This window comes from Nostoc sp. (assembly GCF_036918015.1).
Taxonomy (GTDB): domain Bacteria; phylum Cyanobacteriota; class Cyanobacteriia; order Cyanobacteriales; family Nostocaceae; genus Nostoc.
In genome coordinates, this window is sequence record NZ_JBALEO010000097.1 from 33,031 (window position 1) to 51,020 (window position 17,990).

14 protein-coding genes and 1 pseudogene are annotated in these 17,990 nt (G+C 40.4%); 6 read left to right on the forward strand and 9 right to left on the reverse strand.

What is annotated here, in order from left to right; genetic code table 11:
- Positions 1-526: 526 nt before the first annotated feature.
- The gene (locus V7K61_RS30590; RefSeq protein ID WP_335059445.1) at positions 527-1,246 is read right to left on the reverse strand and encodes a conjugal transfer protein TrbI; all 720 of its coding nucleotides are present in this window, start codon (positions 1,244-1,246) and stop codon (positions 527-529) included.
- Between the two features lie 423 nt (positions 1,247-1,669).
- A complete protein-coding gene (locus V7K61_RS30595; protein WP_335059447.1) occupies positions 1,670-4,162 on the reverse strand; it encodes an NACHT domain-containing NTPase in 2,493 nt (830 codons plus the stop codon).
- 162 nt (positions 4,163-4,324) lie between these two features.
- On the opposite strand from V7K61_RS30595, the gene V7K61_RS30600 reads away from it, so the two are divergent.
- Both V7K61_RS30600 and V7K61_RS30605 read left to right on the forward strand, forming a co-directional pair.
- Positions 4,325-4,519, forward strand: a complete 195-nt coding sequence (locus tag V7K61_RS30600) for a hypothetical protein (RefSeq protein ID WP_335059449.1) — start codon at positions 4,325-4,327, stop codon at positions 4,517-4,519.
- Positions 4,520-4,875: 356 nt separating this feature from the next.
- Positions 4,876-7,902 (forward strand): SMC family ATPase, encoded by a 3,027-nt coding sequence (locus tag V7K61_RS30605; RefSeq protein ID WP_335059451.1) that lies wholly within the window; start codon positions 4,876-4,878, stop codon positions 7,900-7,902.
- Positions 7,903-8,048: 146 nt separating this feature from the next.
- Here the strand turns inward: V7K61_RS30605 and V7K61_RS30610 are convergent, their stop codons facing one another.
- The 3 genes from V7K61_RS30610 to V7K61_RS30620 all read right to left on the reverse strand — a co-directional run bounded on the left by V7K61_RS30610 (position 8,049) and on the right by V7K61_RS30620 (position 12,294).
- Entirely contained in the window at positions 8,049-9,470 is a 1,422-nt protein-coding gene (locus V7K61_RS30610; RefSeq protein WP_335059453.1) for a peptidoglycan-binding protein, read from the reverse strand.
- A 240-nt stretch (positions 9,471-9,710) separates the two neighbouring features.
- Complete coding sequence (locus V7K61_RS30615) at positions 9,711-10,220, reverse strand: SH3 domain-containing protein (protein ID WP_335059455.1); 510 nt, start codon at positions 10,218-10,220, stop codon at positions 9,711-9,713.
- Positions 10,221-10,782: 562 nt separating this feature from the next.
- A complete protein-coding gene (locus tag V7K61_RS30620) occupies positions 10,783-12,294 on the reverse strand; it encodes an AAA family ATPase (protein ID WP_335059457.1) in 1,512 nt (503 codons plus the stop codon).
- Positions 12,295-12,590: 296 nt separating this feature from the next.
- On the opposite strand from V7K61_RS30620, the gene V7K61_RS30625 reads away from it, so the two are divergent.
- Entirely contained in the window at positions 12,591-12,959 is a 369-nt protein-coding gene (locus V7K61_RS30625) for a type II toxin-antitoxin system HicB family antitoxin (RefSeq protein WP_335059458.1), read from the forward strand.
- 102 nt (positions 12,960-13,061) lie between these two features.
- On the opposite strand, the gene V7K61_RS30630 is transcribed toward V7K61_RS30625, so the two are convergent.
- Positions 13,062-13,799: a type I restriction enzyme HsdR N-terminal domain-containing protein gene (locus V7K61_RS30630; protein ID WP_335059460.1), complete on the reverse strand. Its 738-nt coding sequence runs from the start codon at positions 13,797-13,799 to the stop codon at positions 13,062-13,064.
- A 98-nt stretch (positions 13,800-13,897) separates the two neighbouring features.
- Positions 13,898-15,961: a hypothetical protein gene (locus V7K61_RS30635; protein ID WP_335059462.1), complete on the reverse strand. Its 2,064-nt coding sequence runs from the start codon at positions 15,959-15,961 to the stop codon at positions 13,898-13,900.
- Positions 15,962-16,201: 240 nt separating this feature from the next.
- Here V7K61_RS30635 and V7K61_RS30640 point away from each other — a divergent pair, with 240 nt between their 5' ends.
- The 3 genes from V7K61_RS30640 to V7K61_RS30650 all read left to right on the forward strand — a co-directional run bounded on the left by V7K61_RS30640 (position 16,202) and on the right by V7K61_RS30650 (position 17,068).
- Positions 16,202-16,345, forward strand: coding sequence for a hypothetical protein (locus V7K61_RS30640; protein WP_335059464.1), 144 nt, complete (start codon positions 16,202-16,204; stop codon positions 16,343-16,345).
- A 73-nt stretch (positions 16,346-16,418) separates the two neighbouring features.
- Positions 16,419-16,640 (forward strand): AbrB/MazE/SpoVT family DNA-binding domain-containing protein, encoded by a 222-nt coding sequence (locus V7K61_RS30645; protein WP_029637898.1) that lies wholly within the window; start codon positions 16,419-16,421, stop codon positions 16,638-16,640.
- Positions 16,640-17,068, forward strand: a complete 429-nt coding sequence (locus V7K61_RS30650; RefSeq protein ID WP_335059466.1) for a putative toxin-antitoxin system toxin component, PIN family — start codon at positions 16,640-16,642, stop codon at positions 17,066-17,068. The genes V7K61_RS30645 and V7K61_RS30650 overlap by 1 nt, the downstream gene beginning before the upstream one ends.
- Here the strand turns inward: V7K61_RS30650 and V7K61_RS30655 are convergent.
- Both V7K61_RS30655 and V7K61_RS30660 read right to left on the reverse strand, forming a co-directional pair.
- Positions 17,058-17,189, reverse strand: a pseudogene (locus V7K61_RS30655) (IS982 family transposase); the annotation flags it as partial. The gene V7K61_RS30650 and the pseudogene V7K61_RS30655 overlap by 11 nt on opposite strands.
- Before the next feature lie 145 nt (positions 17,190-17,334).
- A complete protein-coding gene (locus tag V7K61_RS30660; RefSeq protein WP_335059470.1) occupies positions 17,335-17,853 on the reverse strand; it encodes a YceD family protein in 519 nt (172 codons plus the stop codon).
- Positions 17,854-17,990 lie beyond the last annotated feature (137 nt).

The following is a 17,990-nucleotide window of genomic DNA, read 5'->3' on the forward strand; positions in this document are numbered from 1 at the left end:
GCCTTTTGAATTGTTTTAAAGGCAGATGAAGTAGAAAGTCCGCTATTATTGTCGTTTCCATTACCACTAACATAGTATGTTTTCGGTGTTGAATTCGCGCTGATTAGCTCACGGCTAGATAGGCTAACTTCCTTATTAGTGGATACTTGACGGACGTTTTCAACTAAAGATACTTTTATATTGTCTCCCGGAACCAAAAGACTTAATACTACGGGAATTGCAAGATATGTGCTTAAACCGAAACCTTGAATTACCACAAGAAAAAGCTCCTCGATCGCTACTATTTAATAAAAGTATCAGGATATTCCATAATTTTGAATACTCTTTTAGATACAGAATACAATAGAGGCAATTTTTAAATAAGTATTACAATAAATATTGATACTGATTAAGACGATATAGAGATGTAATAGTTGCTATTCAATAGAAGTTTTTATGGTTAAAAATAAAGGCGATCGCACACTCTAGTTAAAGTGGCGATCGCATATAAGGGATGATTAAATTCACAACTTGAATGAAGTTAAATTTAGTAGCGCGATCTTGGTACTAAATTCAAGTTAGAATCCAGTGTAAGCCTTAAATCCTGTGCAGGTCTGAGGACAAATGCATTTCCTTCTTTTTTCCGCAACAGCACGCTAGCACCCGCACCCGCAGCCGCACCAATAACAGGTTTTAAATCGTCAATTCTGCGATTACCAGTAATTAATGAACCTAAAAGACCAGCACCCCCACCAATAGCTGCGTCAGTTAAAACCTGAGTTGTGTTAGGCTTCTGTGAAACTCTTTCAGTTGTGGTGTATGTCCGAGAAGTTGCATTAATCGACTGACGCTGACCGTTAGAAAATTCTAATTCTTGAGCGACAAACTTTACACCTTTTCCTTGATTATCATCATCTCTTGTATCTCTTGAATAACTATCTAAGTCAACAGATTCTAGCCGCCCATGTACTTTAGTACCAGCAGGAATTAAGACGTTTCTATTTCTGTCGATAATGTCGTTGGCTATTCTCAAGGTTAGAGATTTACTTTCCCCAGGAGCAATAGTAATTGTCTCTTTTTCGTAGGTGACTGGAAGAGCAACTCCAGAAGGAATGGTAGCGTTTCCGTATTGTCCATTTCTGTTTTGCCCAATGTTGTATTGAGCATTAGCAGGAGCAAAGCTGAATAGGGGGCTAATGGCGCTTGTAGTAACGGCCATTGCCATAAATGCAGCAGTTCCATATTTCCATTGATGTAGGCGAGTCATAAGAGGGTTATCCTTTGTGTATGTGATGTATTTAATGACGAGGATTCACTGAGTTTGTTTCTGACTGTTTTGAAACCTGTCTATAGACGTATTCCGAAGATAAAAGTACTTATTATGATGGGAAGTCTTTGCGATCGCGTGGGCGTAGACCGTCGTAGACATCGCTGTTCAGAATTTGTATCGTGCTAATGTGCGTTACTAAAATTAGAAGCGAGACACTCATTAAGACGCAAAATGAGTATTATTTTGTTCCACAATGCTGTTTTATTATTTATGTCCACATATCTTCAGCCATTGAATAGAGGCGAATAGGCTGACTGCGAACTCTATAGTTTCATTATAGATTTATTTGCTAGAAATTGGAGAATATTTTTGCTTTATTAACGAATGATTTAGTATTTGCTATGTGTGTATTTAAAATTGCTACTGACGCTGTTTAATCTCTGCGATCGGTAATAACAAAGTATCTTCTATTTGTTGTCGTACTTCCCGGCTGACATAACAATCACTATTTAGGTAATTTACCAGTAATTTATTGGCATCATAATACTGCTGAAGCAATTCCTTTTGCTCCTTACTGAACTGCCAATCATAACCTATATTACGATATTTAATCATTGCTTCTCTTAATTCTTTACACCAAGCCTTCCCATTAGCTAACCACCATTTCTCAGATTCTTGCCGATTTTGTCTGTTTGGTAGTTGTTCCCAAAGTTTTTGCAGCAAATTCTTGAGTTCTGGGTCGAGGTCGAGGGTTCGGGAGAGGTCGAGGCAGAGGCAGAGGCAGAGGCAGAGGCAGAGGTTGAGGTCGAGGTCGAGGGTTCGGGAGAGATTAAAGGAGAGGTCGAGGCAGAGGCAGAGGCAGAGGTCGAGGGATCGAGAGAGATCAAAGGAGAGGTCGAGGGTTCGGGAGAGGTCGAGGTCGAGGGAAAGGAATCGGGAGAGGTCGAGGTCGAGGTCGAGATCGAGGCAGAGGAATCGGGAGAGGAATCGGGAGATGTCGAGGTCAAGGGGGAGGGAGAGGTAGAAGGAGAGGTAAAAGGCCCTTAGTGCTGCTGGTTTGTAAGAAAACTTAACGGAAAGAGATTTTTTTCTTACCCACAGAAGAAACTTCTGCAAATTCTGATCGTCAGCCACCATAAAATCAATTTTCTCTTTCATCAACAGCAATAACCGATCTGCACTTGGAGACATCCCAACCGCCAGCAAAAAGACTTCCCGCCAGCGTTTCTCAGTAATATGGCTAACAAGATTTTGCAGCGCTTCCTCTGATGACTGTCTCACAACCACAAATTCTCTAGCTGTGAAATACTCATGAAATGTCAGGTGAGAAAATGAGTAAATCCCTTTTGCCCTTGCTACAACTAGTCCATGATGATGTTCAATTGAACGCAAAACTTGCTCACTGTCAAGTTGCAATGCTTCTTCGTCAGTATTGGCATCTGGTAAATTGCGAATGTATTCTGTAATGTATTGCTCTGCTACTTTCTGCTTGAAGAAATAGTCACCGCGCTCAAACGTGGTCAGAGCCATTTTGCTGAGTAAATCTTCTTTGCGTTGGACTGATAGCTTTTTGTAAATATGGTCACGTTGGATTCCCCGCTTTGCATCCCATTTTTTCAATAAAGCATCCAATCCTTCTTTATATAACTCAGAACGATTTGCAGGAAAATCTCCTGACTCTTCAAATGTTAAACAAAGCAACGTCAGGAGAAGTGGACTTGCAGCAAGTTGTTTGATGCGGTTATTTTCTTCGAGACGTTTGAGAAAAGTCTCTGTTTTTACAGCTTTATCTTTAAACCAGTTATTGGCAAAATTGGAAATTTGGTTATCCTCAAAATCAGCAACTTCCACTTCTGTGAACTTCTCAAAAGTATATTCGTTCGCTGCAATACGGCAAGTAGTTACAAAATAGTTTGTATAAAACTTTTGAGGAAATTTTTTACATAGCCATTTTAGCAATCCACCAGAAAATGGCGTATTGCGAATGCTTTGGTCTTTACTTAAATCTTTTTTAAATTCTTTAGAGTATTTTAGTAAGTCTTTTTTAAATTCTTCAGATAGATAAAAATTGTCAGAAGCTTCCCGAATTTGATGTCTAACTCTGCTGCTGTCCTCTTCTCTTACTTCATCTAGTCCATCAAGCAAAACCAATACCCTACCGTGCTTAAATAAATCACTTACTTGAGTAGTGACTATTCTGCAACTAGAGAATAGCTGACAAATGTATTCTAGTAATCCCGGTTTATTTGCAGCTTCAGCAAAATCTTTGAGCGTGATAAAAATTGGCACACGATTACTTTGAAACTCACCCTCTATACACTGAATTGCTAAATACTTCAAAAATGTGGTTTTACCTGCTCCTGGCTTTCCTAAAATCATCAGCTTGAGATATTTCTCAACCGCTTCGAGTCCTAGCACTCGTTTTGTAGTGATTCTGTTTAGTCCAAAGCGGTCAAAATCTTCGCTAGTACACTGTTGCAATAATTCATCAATTTCTAACCGTTGTAGCCCAGTAATTTTCTCTAATATATTGACGCTGGTGTAAATGTCATTCAATCCTATGGGTTGAGTCATATCTAGCACCCGCATTGTGCCGCAGCGCTCTTGAATGAGGGGTTTTATCTTTTCCCGTACCTCTTGCACGATCGCATCAATATCAATGCTGTTGTCTTGATTGACCTCTTCTTCACTAACTGGTTCAGCAACTATTTCTTCCCACTCTAGGTTTAGTCTGTCGCAAATCTGGACAAAAAGATTGCGGTCAACAGTTTTACCTGTAAAGAATTTTCCGATCGGCTGGCGAGTTACTTCTAACTCTTCAGCTAATGCCTTTTGAGTTAAGGAATAACGAATTAAAGCTTTTTTTGCTTTTTGGATACCTTCTGGAGAACAGGAAAGCGATCGCCCGAACATAAGCTAACCATTACACTTTTGCTGATTCTAACTGCCAATTTGGTAATTCATGCTCATCGCATACACAACTCACTCATATCACCAACCTGTATTTAAGCCTAGAACAAACACTCACCTGTCAAAGTATGGATGTAGTGATTCAAACGATTTAGGAGTGGATCAATGTTATCCAAGAAATTTCCTTTAAGAGATGAAGTGCTAGCTATTGTAACGCTGATTATGGTGATTGGTTCTCTCACTCTTGCAGTTATCGACGAAAAGAGTCGCCCTCCATTTCTAGATTTAACCAAATTTGCTGTCGGTACATACATTGGATTGTTGATACCTCGGTCAAGGTCAAGCGATCGCGATGTCTAAGACGGGCTACGCCTACGCAACTAGCCAATAAAAATCCTAAATAATTCGTAAGAGACAAGATCCCGGACAAGTTTTACGAAGTCAGGGATCTGTAACTTTCAATTCTCACAAATCAAAAAAGAATGTTTTCCTCTCAGTCAACAGAAAGAAATAACAAAAGCCTCCTGGGGAGTTTCATTTTTCTCCGAAGACAGTAAAACTTTTTCATGCAACAAGAAAAATTCACTCATAATAATTGTAAATTTTTGTAAATTTGATGTCTTCAAGACTAGAAACCTGATATCTAGATAGCTAAACTAACAAACAGTGCATCTGTACTGTTAATTATTAAAAGTAGATGTGGCGCTATAGCCTGAATGATCCCAGTACAACTTATCCTCAAAAACTTTCTCAGTTACCGTGATGCAACTTTAGATTTTGGCGGTTTGCATACGGCTTGTATTTGTGGTTCCAATGGTGCGGGTAAATCTTCTCTTTTAGAAGCAATCACTTGGGCAATTTGGGGTGAAAGCCGTGCCACTGTTGAAGATGATGTCATTTATTCTGGTGCAAAAGAAGTTCGGGTTGATTTTACTTTCCAAAGTAACCAGCAAAAATATCGGGTGATTCGTACCCGAATTCGGGGAGGTACTAGCGTCCTTGAATTTCAAATAGAAATACCATCTGGGTTTCGCTCACTCACTGGCAAAGGGGTAAGAGCAACCCAAGATTTGATTTTAGAACACATCAAGCTTGATTACGATACATTTATTAATTCTGCCTACTTACGTCAAGGTCGTGCAGATGAATTCATGCTCAAGCGTCCCACAGAACGCAAAGAAATTTTAGCGGAGTTGTTGAAACTCAATCAATATGATGATTTGGAAGAACGGGCAAAAGAATCTTCTCGTCAATTTAAAGCAAGGGCAGTAGAGTTAGAGCGTTCTTTGGAGTCGATAAAAATTCAGCTGCAACAACGCGAAATTACCCAAGCGCAAAGAGTGGAGTTAGAAGCTGAACTCAACCAACTGCAACAGGTACAAGCTTTTGATAATATTCAGTTACAAAGTTTGCAAGTTGTCCAGCACCAGCGCCAAAATTGGGAACAGCAACTCAATTTTGTGAAGCAGCAATACCAAAATCTTACCCAAGATTGCGATCGCCTCCAACAAGAACAATCAGCTATTGGCTCTCAGCTATCAGATTTAGAAAAAATATTACACCAAGAAGCTGAGATTAAAGCTGGATACGCCCAATATCAAAGTTTACAATCTCAAGAAGAAGCTTTTGCTGTCAAATTTGAAGAACACACCCGCGCCCAACAGAATCGCCAACAAAAGCAACAACAGCTTACCAAACAAATTCACGAAATCGAACGGCAACTACAACAAGCCCAAGCGCAGCTAGAAGCTTTGCAGCAACAAGAGCGAGATATTCAACAAACTCTGACTAAATCAGGTGAAGTTGAAGCTGCTTTGTCACAGCTAACCGCAGCCCGTCACCATGTTGCTCGTTTAGATCAATTGCAAATGCAAGTGACTCCCTTGTTGCAACAACGAGCGACTTTACAAAGTCAACTCGATCGCACTCATGCTGGTTTAGTAGCGCGACTCGAACAACTCCAAAGTACTGAGAACCAATTGCAACGCCAGCACGGCCGCCAACCGCAACTACAACAAGCGGTGATGGATGTGGCAATTCAGATTGAGGAACTGGAGAAAAAGCGGGTTTATCTGCAACGAGTTCAAGAAAAAGGGCAAGAAAGGCGGCATTTTATCGAACGTCTGCAAGCTCATCAACGGGATTATGAAAAACTGCTGGGAGAATTAGAGCAGAAATTGCAGATGCTCCAAAATCCTGAAGCACTTTGTCCATTATGTGAGCGTCCACTGGATGAACATCACTGGAGTCGGGTGGTAGAAAAAACCCAAAGTGAGTTGGAGGATACTCAAGGGCAGTTTTGGGTAGTGCGGGAACAAATGGCTGTATCTGACCGAGAAATTCAGGTACTTAGGCAGGAATATCGTGATATATCCCAACAATTGGCAGGCTACGACGGTTTACGCGAACAACGGGGACAGTTGGCAGCCCAGTTAGAAGCGACAACTGATGTGCAACAACAGTTACAACAAATTGCTGCTGAAAAACAGCATTTAGAGCGATCGCTCCAAGCTGGTGATTACGCTCCCGATAAACAAGCGGAACTCCGGCAACTAGAACAATATCTGCAACAAGTTAATTATAATGAACAAGACCACGCCCTGGCGCGGAGCGAAGTTGAGCGGTGGCGCTGGGCAGAAATTAAACAAGGGCAAATTAAGGATGCAACTAAGCGACAAGCGCAACTATTAGCCCGAAAACCAGAATTACAATCCCAAATTGCCCAATTACAAGCCAGAATCCAGCAGGATCAGATTGATTCTGAATGTGCTAAACAAATCGCGGCTCTTGAGCGTCACATTACTGAAATTGGCTACAGTTCCGAGCAGCACAACAATCTGCGTATGGCTGCAAAGAAAGCTCAATCTTGGCATTTGCGGTATCAACAACTGCTATCAGCCCAGCAGCAGTATCCGCAACTCCAGACAAGGTTACAAGAGTTAGAGGAGTCTAGAAGCGACAGAGTAACGGAGCGGCAAAAACTCGGCGGACAAATCGAAAGCATTATTCAGCAACTACAAGCAACAGCTAACCCATCTGTCCAAATTCAAGCTTTAGAGCAGCAGTTAGCAATACGTAGACAGCAACTTGATGAGCAAATTACAAAGTTGGGGCGTTTAGAACAGCTGGCGCATCAACTGGAAACGCTACAAATTCAGTATGACCAACAACAACAGCAATTACAAGCTTGCAAGCAGGAATATCGGGTTTATCAGGAATTAGCGCAAGCTTTTGGTAAAAATGGTATCCAAGCACTGATGATTGAGAATGTGTTGCCGCAACTGGAAGCCGAGACAAATCAACTACTTTCGCGGTTGAGTGGAAATCAGTTTCACGTACAATTTATTACTCAAAAAGCTGGGCGTAGTGCTAAATCAACCAAGAAAAATGCCAAGCTGATAGACACCTTAGATATTTTAATCGCCGATTCTAGAGGAACACGAGCTTATGAAACTTACTCTGGTGGGGAAGCATTTAGAATTAACTTTGCCATTCGTTTGGCTTTGGCGAAATTATTAGCGCAACGGGCGGGGGCGGCGTTGCAATTGTTGATTGTGGATGAAGGTTTTGGTACACAGGATGCTGAAGGATGCGATCGCTTAATTGCCGCGATTAATGCGATCTCCTCCGATTTCGCCTGCATCCTCACTGTCACTCACATGCCCCACCTCAAAGAAGCCTTCCAAGCCAGGATTGAAGTCAATAAAACTCAAGAAGGTTCACAGTTGAGCTTGTCAATTTAACAGGAAGAATTCAGGAGTCAGGAGCCAGAATGGGCTAAACGCCCCGCTACCGCTAACAGAATGAATTCTTTGTGACTGGCGGATAAATGGGCTAAATTCCCTCCTAATTGATTCTGAATTCTGAATTCTGTATTCTGTATTCTTCTTCAATTGTATTTTACCCGTGCATCCAGACCTAATGAGCGGAGCTTTTTCGTTAGCGTTTCTGCTTGGGCGCGATCGCTAAATGCTCCAGCATTCACATAATCCCCTAAATTGGATTGCTCCGCGACAGCGTTGGGTATATATTGTTGCACTTTGCTCAGAGTATCATTATTAGAAATTGGAATTATTACTCTGTAAGGATTATTAGCAACTAATGTATTGCCATTGGTAACAGGTACTACATTGTCATTGGCAGGAGGTAAGGCATAGCGGTTAGTGTCAGCTAATACATAACCATTGTTCTCAGTATAATTCCCCCCAGTTGAACCATTCAACCCCAATGCTTCCCAAGTTTGCCAATCTACATTTCCAGTAGAGTTAATTCGAGAATGTTGCTGGAATGCAATCACAGATTGTCTGGTGTAATCGTTGAAAAGTCCATCAGGATTAGTATTAGAGAAACCCAACTGCGCCAAACGCTCTTGAACTAATCTGACATTTTCTCCGCGATCGCCTACAGTGAGATAATTTCTACCTGGTTGTTGAATGCCACCAGTGGAGACTCTACGCACTGAGTCTAAAACTTGGGCATTAGCAATGCCATCAACAGGTAGTCCATTATTTCGCTGGAATGCAATCACAGCTTCTCTAGTCATTGGGCCAACATTCCCAGTGGCATCAGCATTTAAATAACCTAGCTGCCGCAAACGCACTTGGAGTTCTCTGACTTGTTGAGTGGAAAGACTCGATCTTCCTGGAGTCGGAGAGGAACCCATTAGTGCGTTCCAAGTTTGTCGATTGACAATTCCGTTAGCAGTTATGCGATAACTTCGCTGGAATGCAATTACAGCATCTTTAGTAATTCGTCCAAAATTCCCAGTGGGATTAGTATTAAAGTAGCCTAACTGCCGTAGACGCTGTTGTAATCTTGTGACGCCTGCACCAGTTTGACCTTGAGAAAGAGTAGGATATTGACCAACTGGCGCTCGCGATGTGCTACCGATATTTCTATTAGAACTTCTACTTTGACACGCTCGTTGCAAGGCTCGTTGAGTACTAATACCCACAATTCCATCAGCCGATATTCTATTGGCTTGCTGGAATTTGATCGTAGCATTTTGAGTCAAGCTAGCAAACTTACCTGTCACTGGGCCGTTAAAATAGCCTAACTTTTTTAAACATCTCTGGCTACTGCTAACATCAGGCCCATTACTTCCTATTTTTTGAAGTGCTAAAGCTTCTCCAGCAACATTCAGAAGCCCCGTAATTAGAGCCACAGACAAAAAACGCATTGCAGCACCAGTCGATAACTTTTTCCAATTTAAAAATTTAAAATTAACTACGATAGGAACAACCTTGATGCTTTCGGATGCCTCGTAGACTGAGGCAAGCTTGATTAAATGGCTAGCTACCCCTGTTTTCACTTGCTTTTTTCAAGTTAATGACTATAAAAAAGTATACCACTTACTATGTGTAATAATTACTTTTCGTATGATTCTTTACAAGTAAGTGTCCTGGGGAGTAGGGAGATGAGGGAGATGAGGGAGATGAGGGAGATGAGGGGGATGAAGGAGATAGGGAGACAAGAGGACAAGGGGGTAAAAACTCCTAACTCTTAACTCTTAACTCAGCACTCTGCACTCCTAATGCCCCATGCCTTATACCTATTGTTCATCAACTTTTTCAGTATTACCTGCTTTCACCCAACCTTCTTGTTCGCTACCTTCCAAACGGATCTTTTGCCAAGCTTTATCCTCGCTTTCTGACAAAATAATAATTTTTTGATTAAAACCAACCCCACCAATCTTTTCAGCTTCTTGATTTGGTTGCGATCGCAAACTCAAGCCTTCAGCCCAACTAACACGCCCTCGGTAAGCTCCTGCTGGTAATGGTTGTGATGATGGGGTAGGCTTTGGTGATTCTGTGGGAGTAGAGGTTGAGCTTGGAGACGATTGAGTAGATGTCCCAGGTGTAAGAGCGGGCTTACCTCCTCCAGGCTCAGTTTTTTTAGGGGCTTGAGCTTTCACCGAAGGACTATCATTGGAATAAATGGGTTTAGCAGGAGCTATGCCGGTGCGATTCATAAAATAGAGTGCAATTGCACCACCGCCACCTATTAGCACAGCGATCGCCAAGAAAAACCCCAGTATAAACTTTGTTAAGCCAGACAACATAATTAAAACCTAATTATCAAGAGTTAAGGGTGAAGGTGAGCCAGTCATCTGCGTATTTTCCCCATTGAGGAGAGTGCTGTTTAACTGGCTCTCAAGGGTTATACCATTTTGGATTTTAGACTTCGGCTACGCTCAGTCGAACGATTTTAGATTTTGGATTGTGAAACATCCATTGGATAAGTGTTTCAGTTTTCCATCTGTCGCAATCATTTTTCAAATTGGTATTACGAGTAGAAAAGCAAGTAACCCATCAGTAAGCTAACGCGCCTACATATTGCACTATTTTTCGTGTAGACCGTCATTAGTCATTAGTCATTAGTCATTTGTGTTTACCAAGGACAAAGGACAATTGACTTAGGACAACCTCACCAGTTGATGTGCAACTTAAATGCGTAACAGCTTATAAGAATCAATAGTCCATAATAATTCATCATTAACTATTGACTTTTGACTAACTGATTATTGTAGCTATGCTGAATAGACATCTGGTGAAATTAAATATGCGTTATCCAAAACCTTTGTAGAGACGTAGGAGTGCTACGTCTCTACATTTTTTTTGGGTTCACGTAGTGCGCCGGAGGCGTTCGCTCAAAGGATTGTGTTTAGATGCTAAACGCGCTCTCCCAGCAGCAGCCCATTCTTGGAGTTGCTGAATTTGCTCTACGGCAGTTCGTGCTAAGGGTATGATCTGACTAGCTGCTTCTAAAATGTCGTCGGTAGCAAAGTCGCGATTTTGGCTAAATCCAATATGCATCGCTTCAATTAAAGTTTGCTCAATCTCGGCCCCAGAAAAATCAGGCGTTTCATAAGCTAGCCTCTCAATGTCATAACTTTTCAAGTTATGGGGGCGCAGTCGGGATAAATGAACATCATAAATTGCTTTTCTTTCTTCTTGAGTAGGCAAACCCACAAAGAAAATTTCGTCAAATCGCCCCTTGCGGAGCATTTCTGGCGGTAAAGCTTGAATGTCGTTGGCGGTGGCGACGACAAACACGGGTGAGCTTTTTTCGGCTAGCCAATTAATAAAAGTACCAAACACACGGCTAGCTGTTCCGGCATCACCTTTGCTACCAACTCCGGCAAAGGCTTTATCTATTTCATCAATCCACAAAATACAGGGAGCGAGGGCTTCAGCTACTTGGATCATTTGACGAGTGCGAGATTCTGATTCACCCACCAAACCACCAAATAACCTTCCCACATCCAAACGTAGCAGCGGTAAATGCCAGTGATGAGCGATCGCTTTTGCTGTTAACGATTTACCTGTTCCCTGAATACCCACCAACATTAAACCACGGGGGTGCGGTAATCCGTACTGTCGCGCCTTATCAGTAAATGAGCCTCCCCGACGAATCAGCCAGTCTTTCAAATTATCCAGTCCGCCAATATCAGATATTTGCTCAGTGGCAGGGTAGAAGTCCAAGATTTGGGTTTGGCGGATAGTTTGGCGCTTTTCTTCCAAAACCAGATCCACGTCTTCTGGTTGCAATTCACCGTGGGTTGCGATCGCTTTTGCCAAAACCCGGCGAATCCTTTCCATTGAAAGTCCTTGACAAGAGCGCACTAAGTCATCTAGAACTTTGCCAGAAAGTGAGTTACTAGTACTTTGCAGTAAGCGTTCTACCTCAGTTTTAATTTCTGGGGCGGCGGGTAAGGGAAACTCGACAACTGTCAGCACTTCCGTTAAGTCGTCAGGAATGGCGATGCGCGGCGACAGTAGGACAATATTTTTTGGTTGCGACTTGAGAAGCCTGGACAGATTGCGGAGTTTGCGTGCGATCGCTACATCATCTAAAAAGCGATGATAATCTCGGAGAATCAATACAGCAGGTGCGGAAGCTGGTAATTTTTCGATGAATTCTAAGGCTTGCAACGGGTTACGTCGCCCAAACCCAACATCATTGGGGTTTCCTTGGTAGCCATCGACAAAATCCCACGTATAGACTGGGCGATTACCCTGGTTGGTGGCTTCTTCCCGGATAGCTGCTTCTACCCGCTCCTCTTCGTATGTGGGAATATAAATTAAAGGGTAGCGGGCACGTAGCAGCAGTTTAAACTCTTCACGGAAGTTCATAAGTAGCTGTGGTTATTAGTTATTCTCTCATTGTTCAGCAAAATATTAGGCGAATAGAATTCACTGCTATACAAACAAAGTCCACACTTCGACAAGCTCAGTGACCGCCTCCGTGGACTAACGAAAAATCAAGATTTTTATAATACACTTAGACGTAAACATTTCTGAATTACCTTTTTCGTTCATATCTCGGCTCAATGCCTATTTGCATCAGGTATTTGAGTTTTGATTAAGGCATAATTATGGGGAAAGTGAATCTAGTATCGCTGTCTATGAATCTTCAAAGAGTCACAAGTTTGAATAGGCTGTCTCTTCATGTTCTGGTTGAACAGGCATCCGAGGGGCATTTTATCGCGTCAGTGCCAGAGTTGCCTGATTGTGTAGCCGAAGCTGAAACCCGTTCGGATGCGTTCCCCTTTGGGGTTGCCGTTCGCGTAGCGTCTCTGACAAGAGAAGGCATCGCGGCTGTACAAGAGCAAGTTAGAGTAAGACTGGCAAATATTGAAGTACTGACGCTAGAAGTTGCCAATAATCCTTGGACAGATTTTATTGGGATGTTTGAAGGAGATGATGAGTTTGCAACTCTTGCTCAGGAACTCCGTACTGAGCGCGAATTAGATATAAATAGCAGGGATGCAACGCCCCGTGCAACGAAGAAATACTAAAGTGCGATCGCACAGTTTGAGGAACTAACCAAAGAGTAGGTTTATGAGTGGCAGGAGTCACCCATTTACTTATGAGAATCTGGCTTACGAGAACGACATTTCTCAATACGTGATAGAAATTAGTTTTTCAAAATATTGGTAATCAAAATTTTGCTGTTGTTGGGAATACTTACCACATACATCATAGTACACTTTATTTCCTTGCATATTGAAGAAATATCCTTCTATTTCGGATTGCTGTTGTTTAAGTTTAAAAACTACTTTATTAGTTGTATATTTACCATATTTGCTAATCAGAGAAGCAAAGCTATCAAAATTTCCGTTTTGAGCTTTTTGAAATTCTAATAAATCATCATTATTCTTATTATTGCTTTCTAAAATTAATGTCTGTATGTCTGTAAGACTTTTGAGATGATTAATTTCAAAGTTATCATCTTTTCTAGTAAAGGCGATAATTTCATGATAATTATATAAAATACCAATATCGCAACCAGCTTTTGTTAGATACCTTTCAATCTGATTATAATGATTTTTTAAATTCGCGTCTTCTCGTTTTATTTCCACAATTATCAAAGGAGACTGATGTGGTTTAAAATTATCATTTTTTTGCTTTTTGGATATTTCCAGATCATGATTATTTACCTCAACTTCGATATTAATGATATCTGGAAACAGCCCACTTTCTTTAATAAAAAAATGAATAAATATTTGTCTAACTAACTCCTCTGGTCTTGCATTAATTGGAATTTGTATTCCCCTAATCAAACATTTTGTATATTCTTGATAATCTTTTGAATATTTGATGAGTTTTATGGTTATTTCTTGTTGTAAATCAGTCATATATCTTTTGATAGCAACTAATGGTGGATAAAATAGCTTTAGGGACACAATTATATTGCGCCCTAAACTGTGTATTAAATGTGCAATTGATAAATTGTCTATTTTTCCCCAAAAAAGCCTAGTATTTTAATAACTAATCTCTCCCAATAATATTCAGCTTTACTTTTTAAGAATGTATTTAAGTTTGTTTCTTTTTCCAGTTCTCGCGTAAATATCAGACATACATTATCTGTATAATTTTCCCCTTTCTTCTTTTCCTTACCTTTTTCAGCAATTAGAGCCTTCCAAAAATCAGAATCTTCGCTTCGAGGTTTTAGTTTTCTCGTAACTTCTTCTTCAACTTCTGTGCCTAATTCGTCTATAAATTCGTCATATAATCCGTAAAATTCTTTGACTAATTCAGGGATAAATGTCTTTAAAGATTCATTCGCAGATGTAAGCTCATTGAGGATATATTCTAATTCCTGTTTTGCTTCTTTGGTAAATTTTTTCAGCATTTTATCTTCATCTATTCCCTCAGCAACAACTTTCGCATCGTAATATATATCTATATCTCTTGGCTCATAGTAACCAAAATTTCTATGGATAGCGTGTTTAGTATTCCATGCTGGATGAACCTTGCGATAGTATTTATTAACATATTCATCAATAAAAGTTTCAAAGAGAAAACCAGACATTCTTTTACTCAAATACCGTAAATCCTTTATCTTCTTGATGGCATTTTCAATTGCCTTGATTTCTGATTCCGTTAAAGCACCACTATTTTTGATTTTCGCCGAGCTTTCTTTGATAGCCTTGATTTCATCTAATAAAATATTTCGCCTACGTTCTACTACACCCGCTATAGCTTCGATAAATTCATTTTTATCTGCCTGTACGTGTTCTTCGTAGCCTTCATTTAGCTTAACTACATCATCATCATCACGATAGTATCTTAAGGAATCATAGAACAAGATGTTTTGTTGGAAAAAGTCTAAATTTAAATTTTTGAATGTCGCTTGAACTTCGTCTTGTCTGATTTGAATTCCTATATCATAATCATCATCACATCCATTCACCCTTTTAGGTTCATTTTTATGAGGTAATACCAAAGTTACAAATCTATGATGAAAGTCTTTTGATTTAGATGTAAGATGATAACCTATTAATTTCATAATATTAGCTTCAGGAGCATCATTAAAGGTAGTTACAAAGAGACAGATGGTATCCTGGCTATCAATATATTTCTGCAAGTCTTTACGAATTGCGTTCTCATCAAGTCCTTTCGTATCAACAACTGAATCGAACTGAGACAAGTTGGAACCAGATAAAATATCATCGCTCAGATAAAGATATATTTTCCTTGGAATAGCAAACTCCTTTAACTCAACATTATTGATGGCGGCAAAGGTATTTTTTATCCATTCTTGCTCATTTTTCTGGTTATCAAACTCAATTTTAGTAGTAGTTCTAGCTTCTATATTTGCATTATTCAATGCAGTCTTTTTCAGTAATTCTACTCCTGATTCATTAAATAACTCCTTCGCTGGATCAGTTCTTAGCTTTTTGTCACCATCATTGACTGTTTTAGAAGTTATTTTAAGTTCTGTAACATTTCTAATAGCTCTCTCAATTTCTTCGGAAATGATTATTTTCTCTGTAACATTCCTAATAGCTCTCTCAATTTCTGTAGAAATGATTATTTTATCGTCTGACTGGATATTATCTTTATTAGCAATAGAATCGCAGAAATCAGAAATAAGATTTTCCATTTCATCAACTGTATAAGGCTCTATCTCTATGTAAGTTTTTTCAGATGCCTTAATAATTACTTCACATATAGTCGTTCTGCCTGCACCCGTTGAGAGTAACTCTTTAGTTTCGATTACATTTGTAGTTTTGCCTTTTTTTGTCTTGGAAACGTTGAAGTTGCTAATTAAGTTAAAAAGATGACAGATGGCTGTAGTTTTTCCTTTACCAATAGTACCTATAAAAACAATTTTATATTTATCTATACTAAGGATTTTCTCGATTTCTTCTAATCTTTCTAGCTTTAAATTCAGGTTATTGATGCAAATATACTTAGGTATATTATTCTCTGCTGCACCTGATAATTTACTGATTTCACGTCTTAAATTTTGCTTCAATAATGTAATTTCTTCTTGCGGCAGTGTAGTCAACATAGTGTTTTCCCTGTTTCGATGCTATTTACTTGATACTTGCAGTATGCCCACTATGAGAGAAAAACTAACAAAATTGTTATTGTTACAGCACCACCTAACTTGACTCCGATAACCCTTTTACCACTTGGTAACGAGTAAGCAGCCACCTGCATTAATTGGGCAGATTGTACCTGCAAGTGGTCATCACGCTGCAAGCATAAGCAGGTTTAATCAGCCAACGCCATTATGCGGGTTGTAGCGATGTCTACGACGGGCTACGCCTACGCAATTGATAAGTTGGAATTGATGAAGTGCGATCGCCATCGCGTCGCCAACGGACTTACAATACTTTGGGTCAGTAGTTACACGTTTGTCAGAAAAGCTGTTTCTATGATTGGGGTTTAGATTTAGTAAGGTAGGATGTATATACTCAAGTAAGGAATCCTTACATTTGATAGCAAAGGCTAGGAGGCAAGTCATGCTCGCCAAGTTAACTTCTAAAAATCAACTAACGCTGCCTAAAAGTATTACTCGTGAAATCGGTGAAGCTGAGTATTTTGAGGTAAAGGTGGAGGGGGGGCAAATTATTCTGACTCCTGTAAAAATTCAGCGGGCTGATGCAGTTCGATCTAAGCTCGCGGATTTAGGGCTGAGTGAGCAGGATGTGGCTGATGCGGTGGCTTGGGCGCGTCAATCGTAATGGTTTGTCCACGGGTGGTAATTGATACTAATATCATCATCTCGGCGCTGATATTTGGGGGCAGAGTATCTAGGCTTCGTTTGGCATGGCAGGACGATCTCTTCACTCCGCTGGTTTCTAAAGCGACAACAACTGAGTTAATCCGAGTGCTGGCTTATCCAAAGTTTAAGCTCACGCCAACTGAGCAAGAAGATTTACTATCGGATTACATACTCTTTTGTGAAGCTGTAGCGATGCCCGGCCGCTTGCCTGTAATTCCTGAATGTCGCGATCCGTTTGATGTGCCTTTTTTACTTTTGGCTGTGGCCAGTGAGGCTGATTATCTCGTGACGGGCGATCGCGATTTACTCAGTCTAAAAGATAATTTTTCTTGCCCGATTATCACGGCTGAAGATTTTCTAAATGTTATTGATGGTCAGTCACCCTAATTTTTCCGGTGATGCCTTGTAAAAGTGGTATTTGTTGCCATAAGTTTTCCCACTGCTTACAGAAGTCATCTACATCACAGAATATTTGTGTAATGTTGAGCGGAGATACAATAGTAGACATAAACTTTGCGATCGCATCTTACAAGCCTCATATATTTACCACCCATGCTGTCTCTGTCGAGTTAATATCCCCGAAAGCGATGCCTAGGTTGGTAAACTACGCACGGGCGGGAAATCACAGAATTTTAGGCATAAGCAATAAGCTATTATCCCGGAAGTTGTTTTTTCAGTGCTTCCAGAGAAGCCCAACGGTTATCAACTGGAGTTTCAGGACTATCAGAACTCTCAACTGTACTACTTACGGGAATACCTGGGCAATTCCTACTGCACAGTTGCCGTTGTGGTACTGCCAACCACATCTGCTCATACAGCCATTCGTTGGGATAAAAATAACCATCGGGCGGTAAACTTTCCAGCAACTCTTCCATAACTACTTCCCTTTCTAAGGGCAAGTCATTTGCCTGATTTGCAGTTTCGTCTAACCAGATGATTTCTTTCGTATCAATCCCTAAACGTCGATTGTATTGCTGCAAACAGCGGTTGCAGGTACAAGTAATAATTGTTTCTGCCTGACTAGACACTTGCAAGTAATTACCATGATGCTGCACGCGCACGTGACCGCGAACTGGTGTCAAAGTTTCCAGACCAGGCAGAAATTCATTAACCTGAACTTCCTCTGTCCGCTCCGGGGCTTGAGTTAGCTGCGGAATATAAATTGCGTCCATAGGATTTGTGAGACATCCTCACTAAAATTTATCTCGATTACCAGCAATTATACTGATACTGAATCTTTATTTTATCCCTTAAGAACAAGAGAAATTTTGAAATTATATATGGTTATGAGTTTTCAATTAACTCCAAA

Coding starts and splice junctions, on each gene's coding strand:
- V7K61_RS30600 (WP_335059449.1), top strand. CDS start 4,325: ATGTTATCCAAGAAATTTCCTTTAAGAGATGAAGTGCTAGCTATTGTA.
- V7K61_RS30615 (WP_335059455.1), bottom strand. CDS start 10,220: ATGTTGTCTGGCTTAACAAAGTTTATACTGGGGTTTTTCTTGGCGATC.
- V7K61_RS30620 (WP_335059457.1), bottom strand. CDS start 12,294: ATGAACTTCCGTGAAGAGTTTAAACTGCTGCTACGTGCCCGCTACCCT.
- V7K61_RS30645 (WP_029637898.1), top strand. CDS start 16,419: ATGCTCGCCAAGTTAACTTCTAAAAATCAACTAACGCTGCCTAAAAGT.
- V7K61_RS30660 (WP_335059470.1), bottom strand. CDS start 17,853: ATGGACGCAATTTATATTCCGCAGCTAACTCAAGCCCCGGAGCGGACA.
- V7K61_RS30650 (WP_335059466.1), top strand. CDS start 16,640: ATGGTTTGTCCACGGGTGGTAATTGATACTAATATCATCATCTCGGCG.
- V7K61_RS30590 (WP_335059445.1), bottom strand. CDS start 1,246: ATGACTCGCCTACATCAATGGAAATATGGAACTGCTGCATTTATGGCA.
- V7K61_RS30595 (WP_335059447.1), bottom strand. CDS start 4,162: ATGTTCGGGCGATCGCTTTCCTGTTCTCCAGAAGGTATCCAAAAAGCA.
- V7K61_RS30640 (WP_335059464.1), top strand. CDS start 16,202: ATGTCTACGACGGGCTACGCCTACGCAATTGATAAGTTGGAATTGATG.
- V7K61_RS30605 (WP_335059451.1), top strand. CDS start 4,876: ATGATCCCAGTACAACTTATCCTCAAAAACTTTCTCAGTTACCGTGAT.
- V7K61_RS30635 (WP_335059462.1), bottom strand. CDS start 15,961: ATGTTGACTACACTGCCGCAAGAAGAAATTACATTATTGAAGCAAAAT.
- V7K61_RS30630 (WP_335059460.1), bottom strand. CDS start 13,799: ATGACTGATTTACAACAAGAAATAACCATAAAACTCATCAAATATTCA.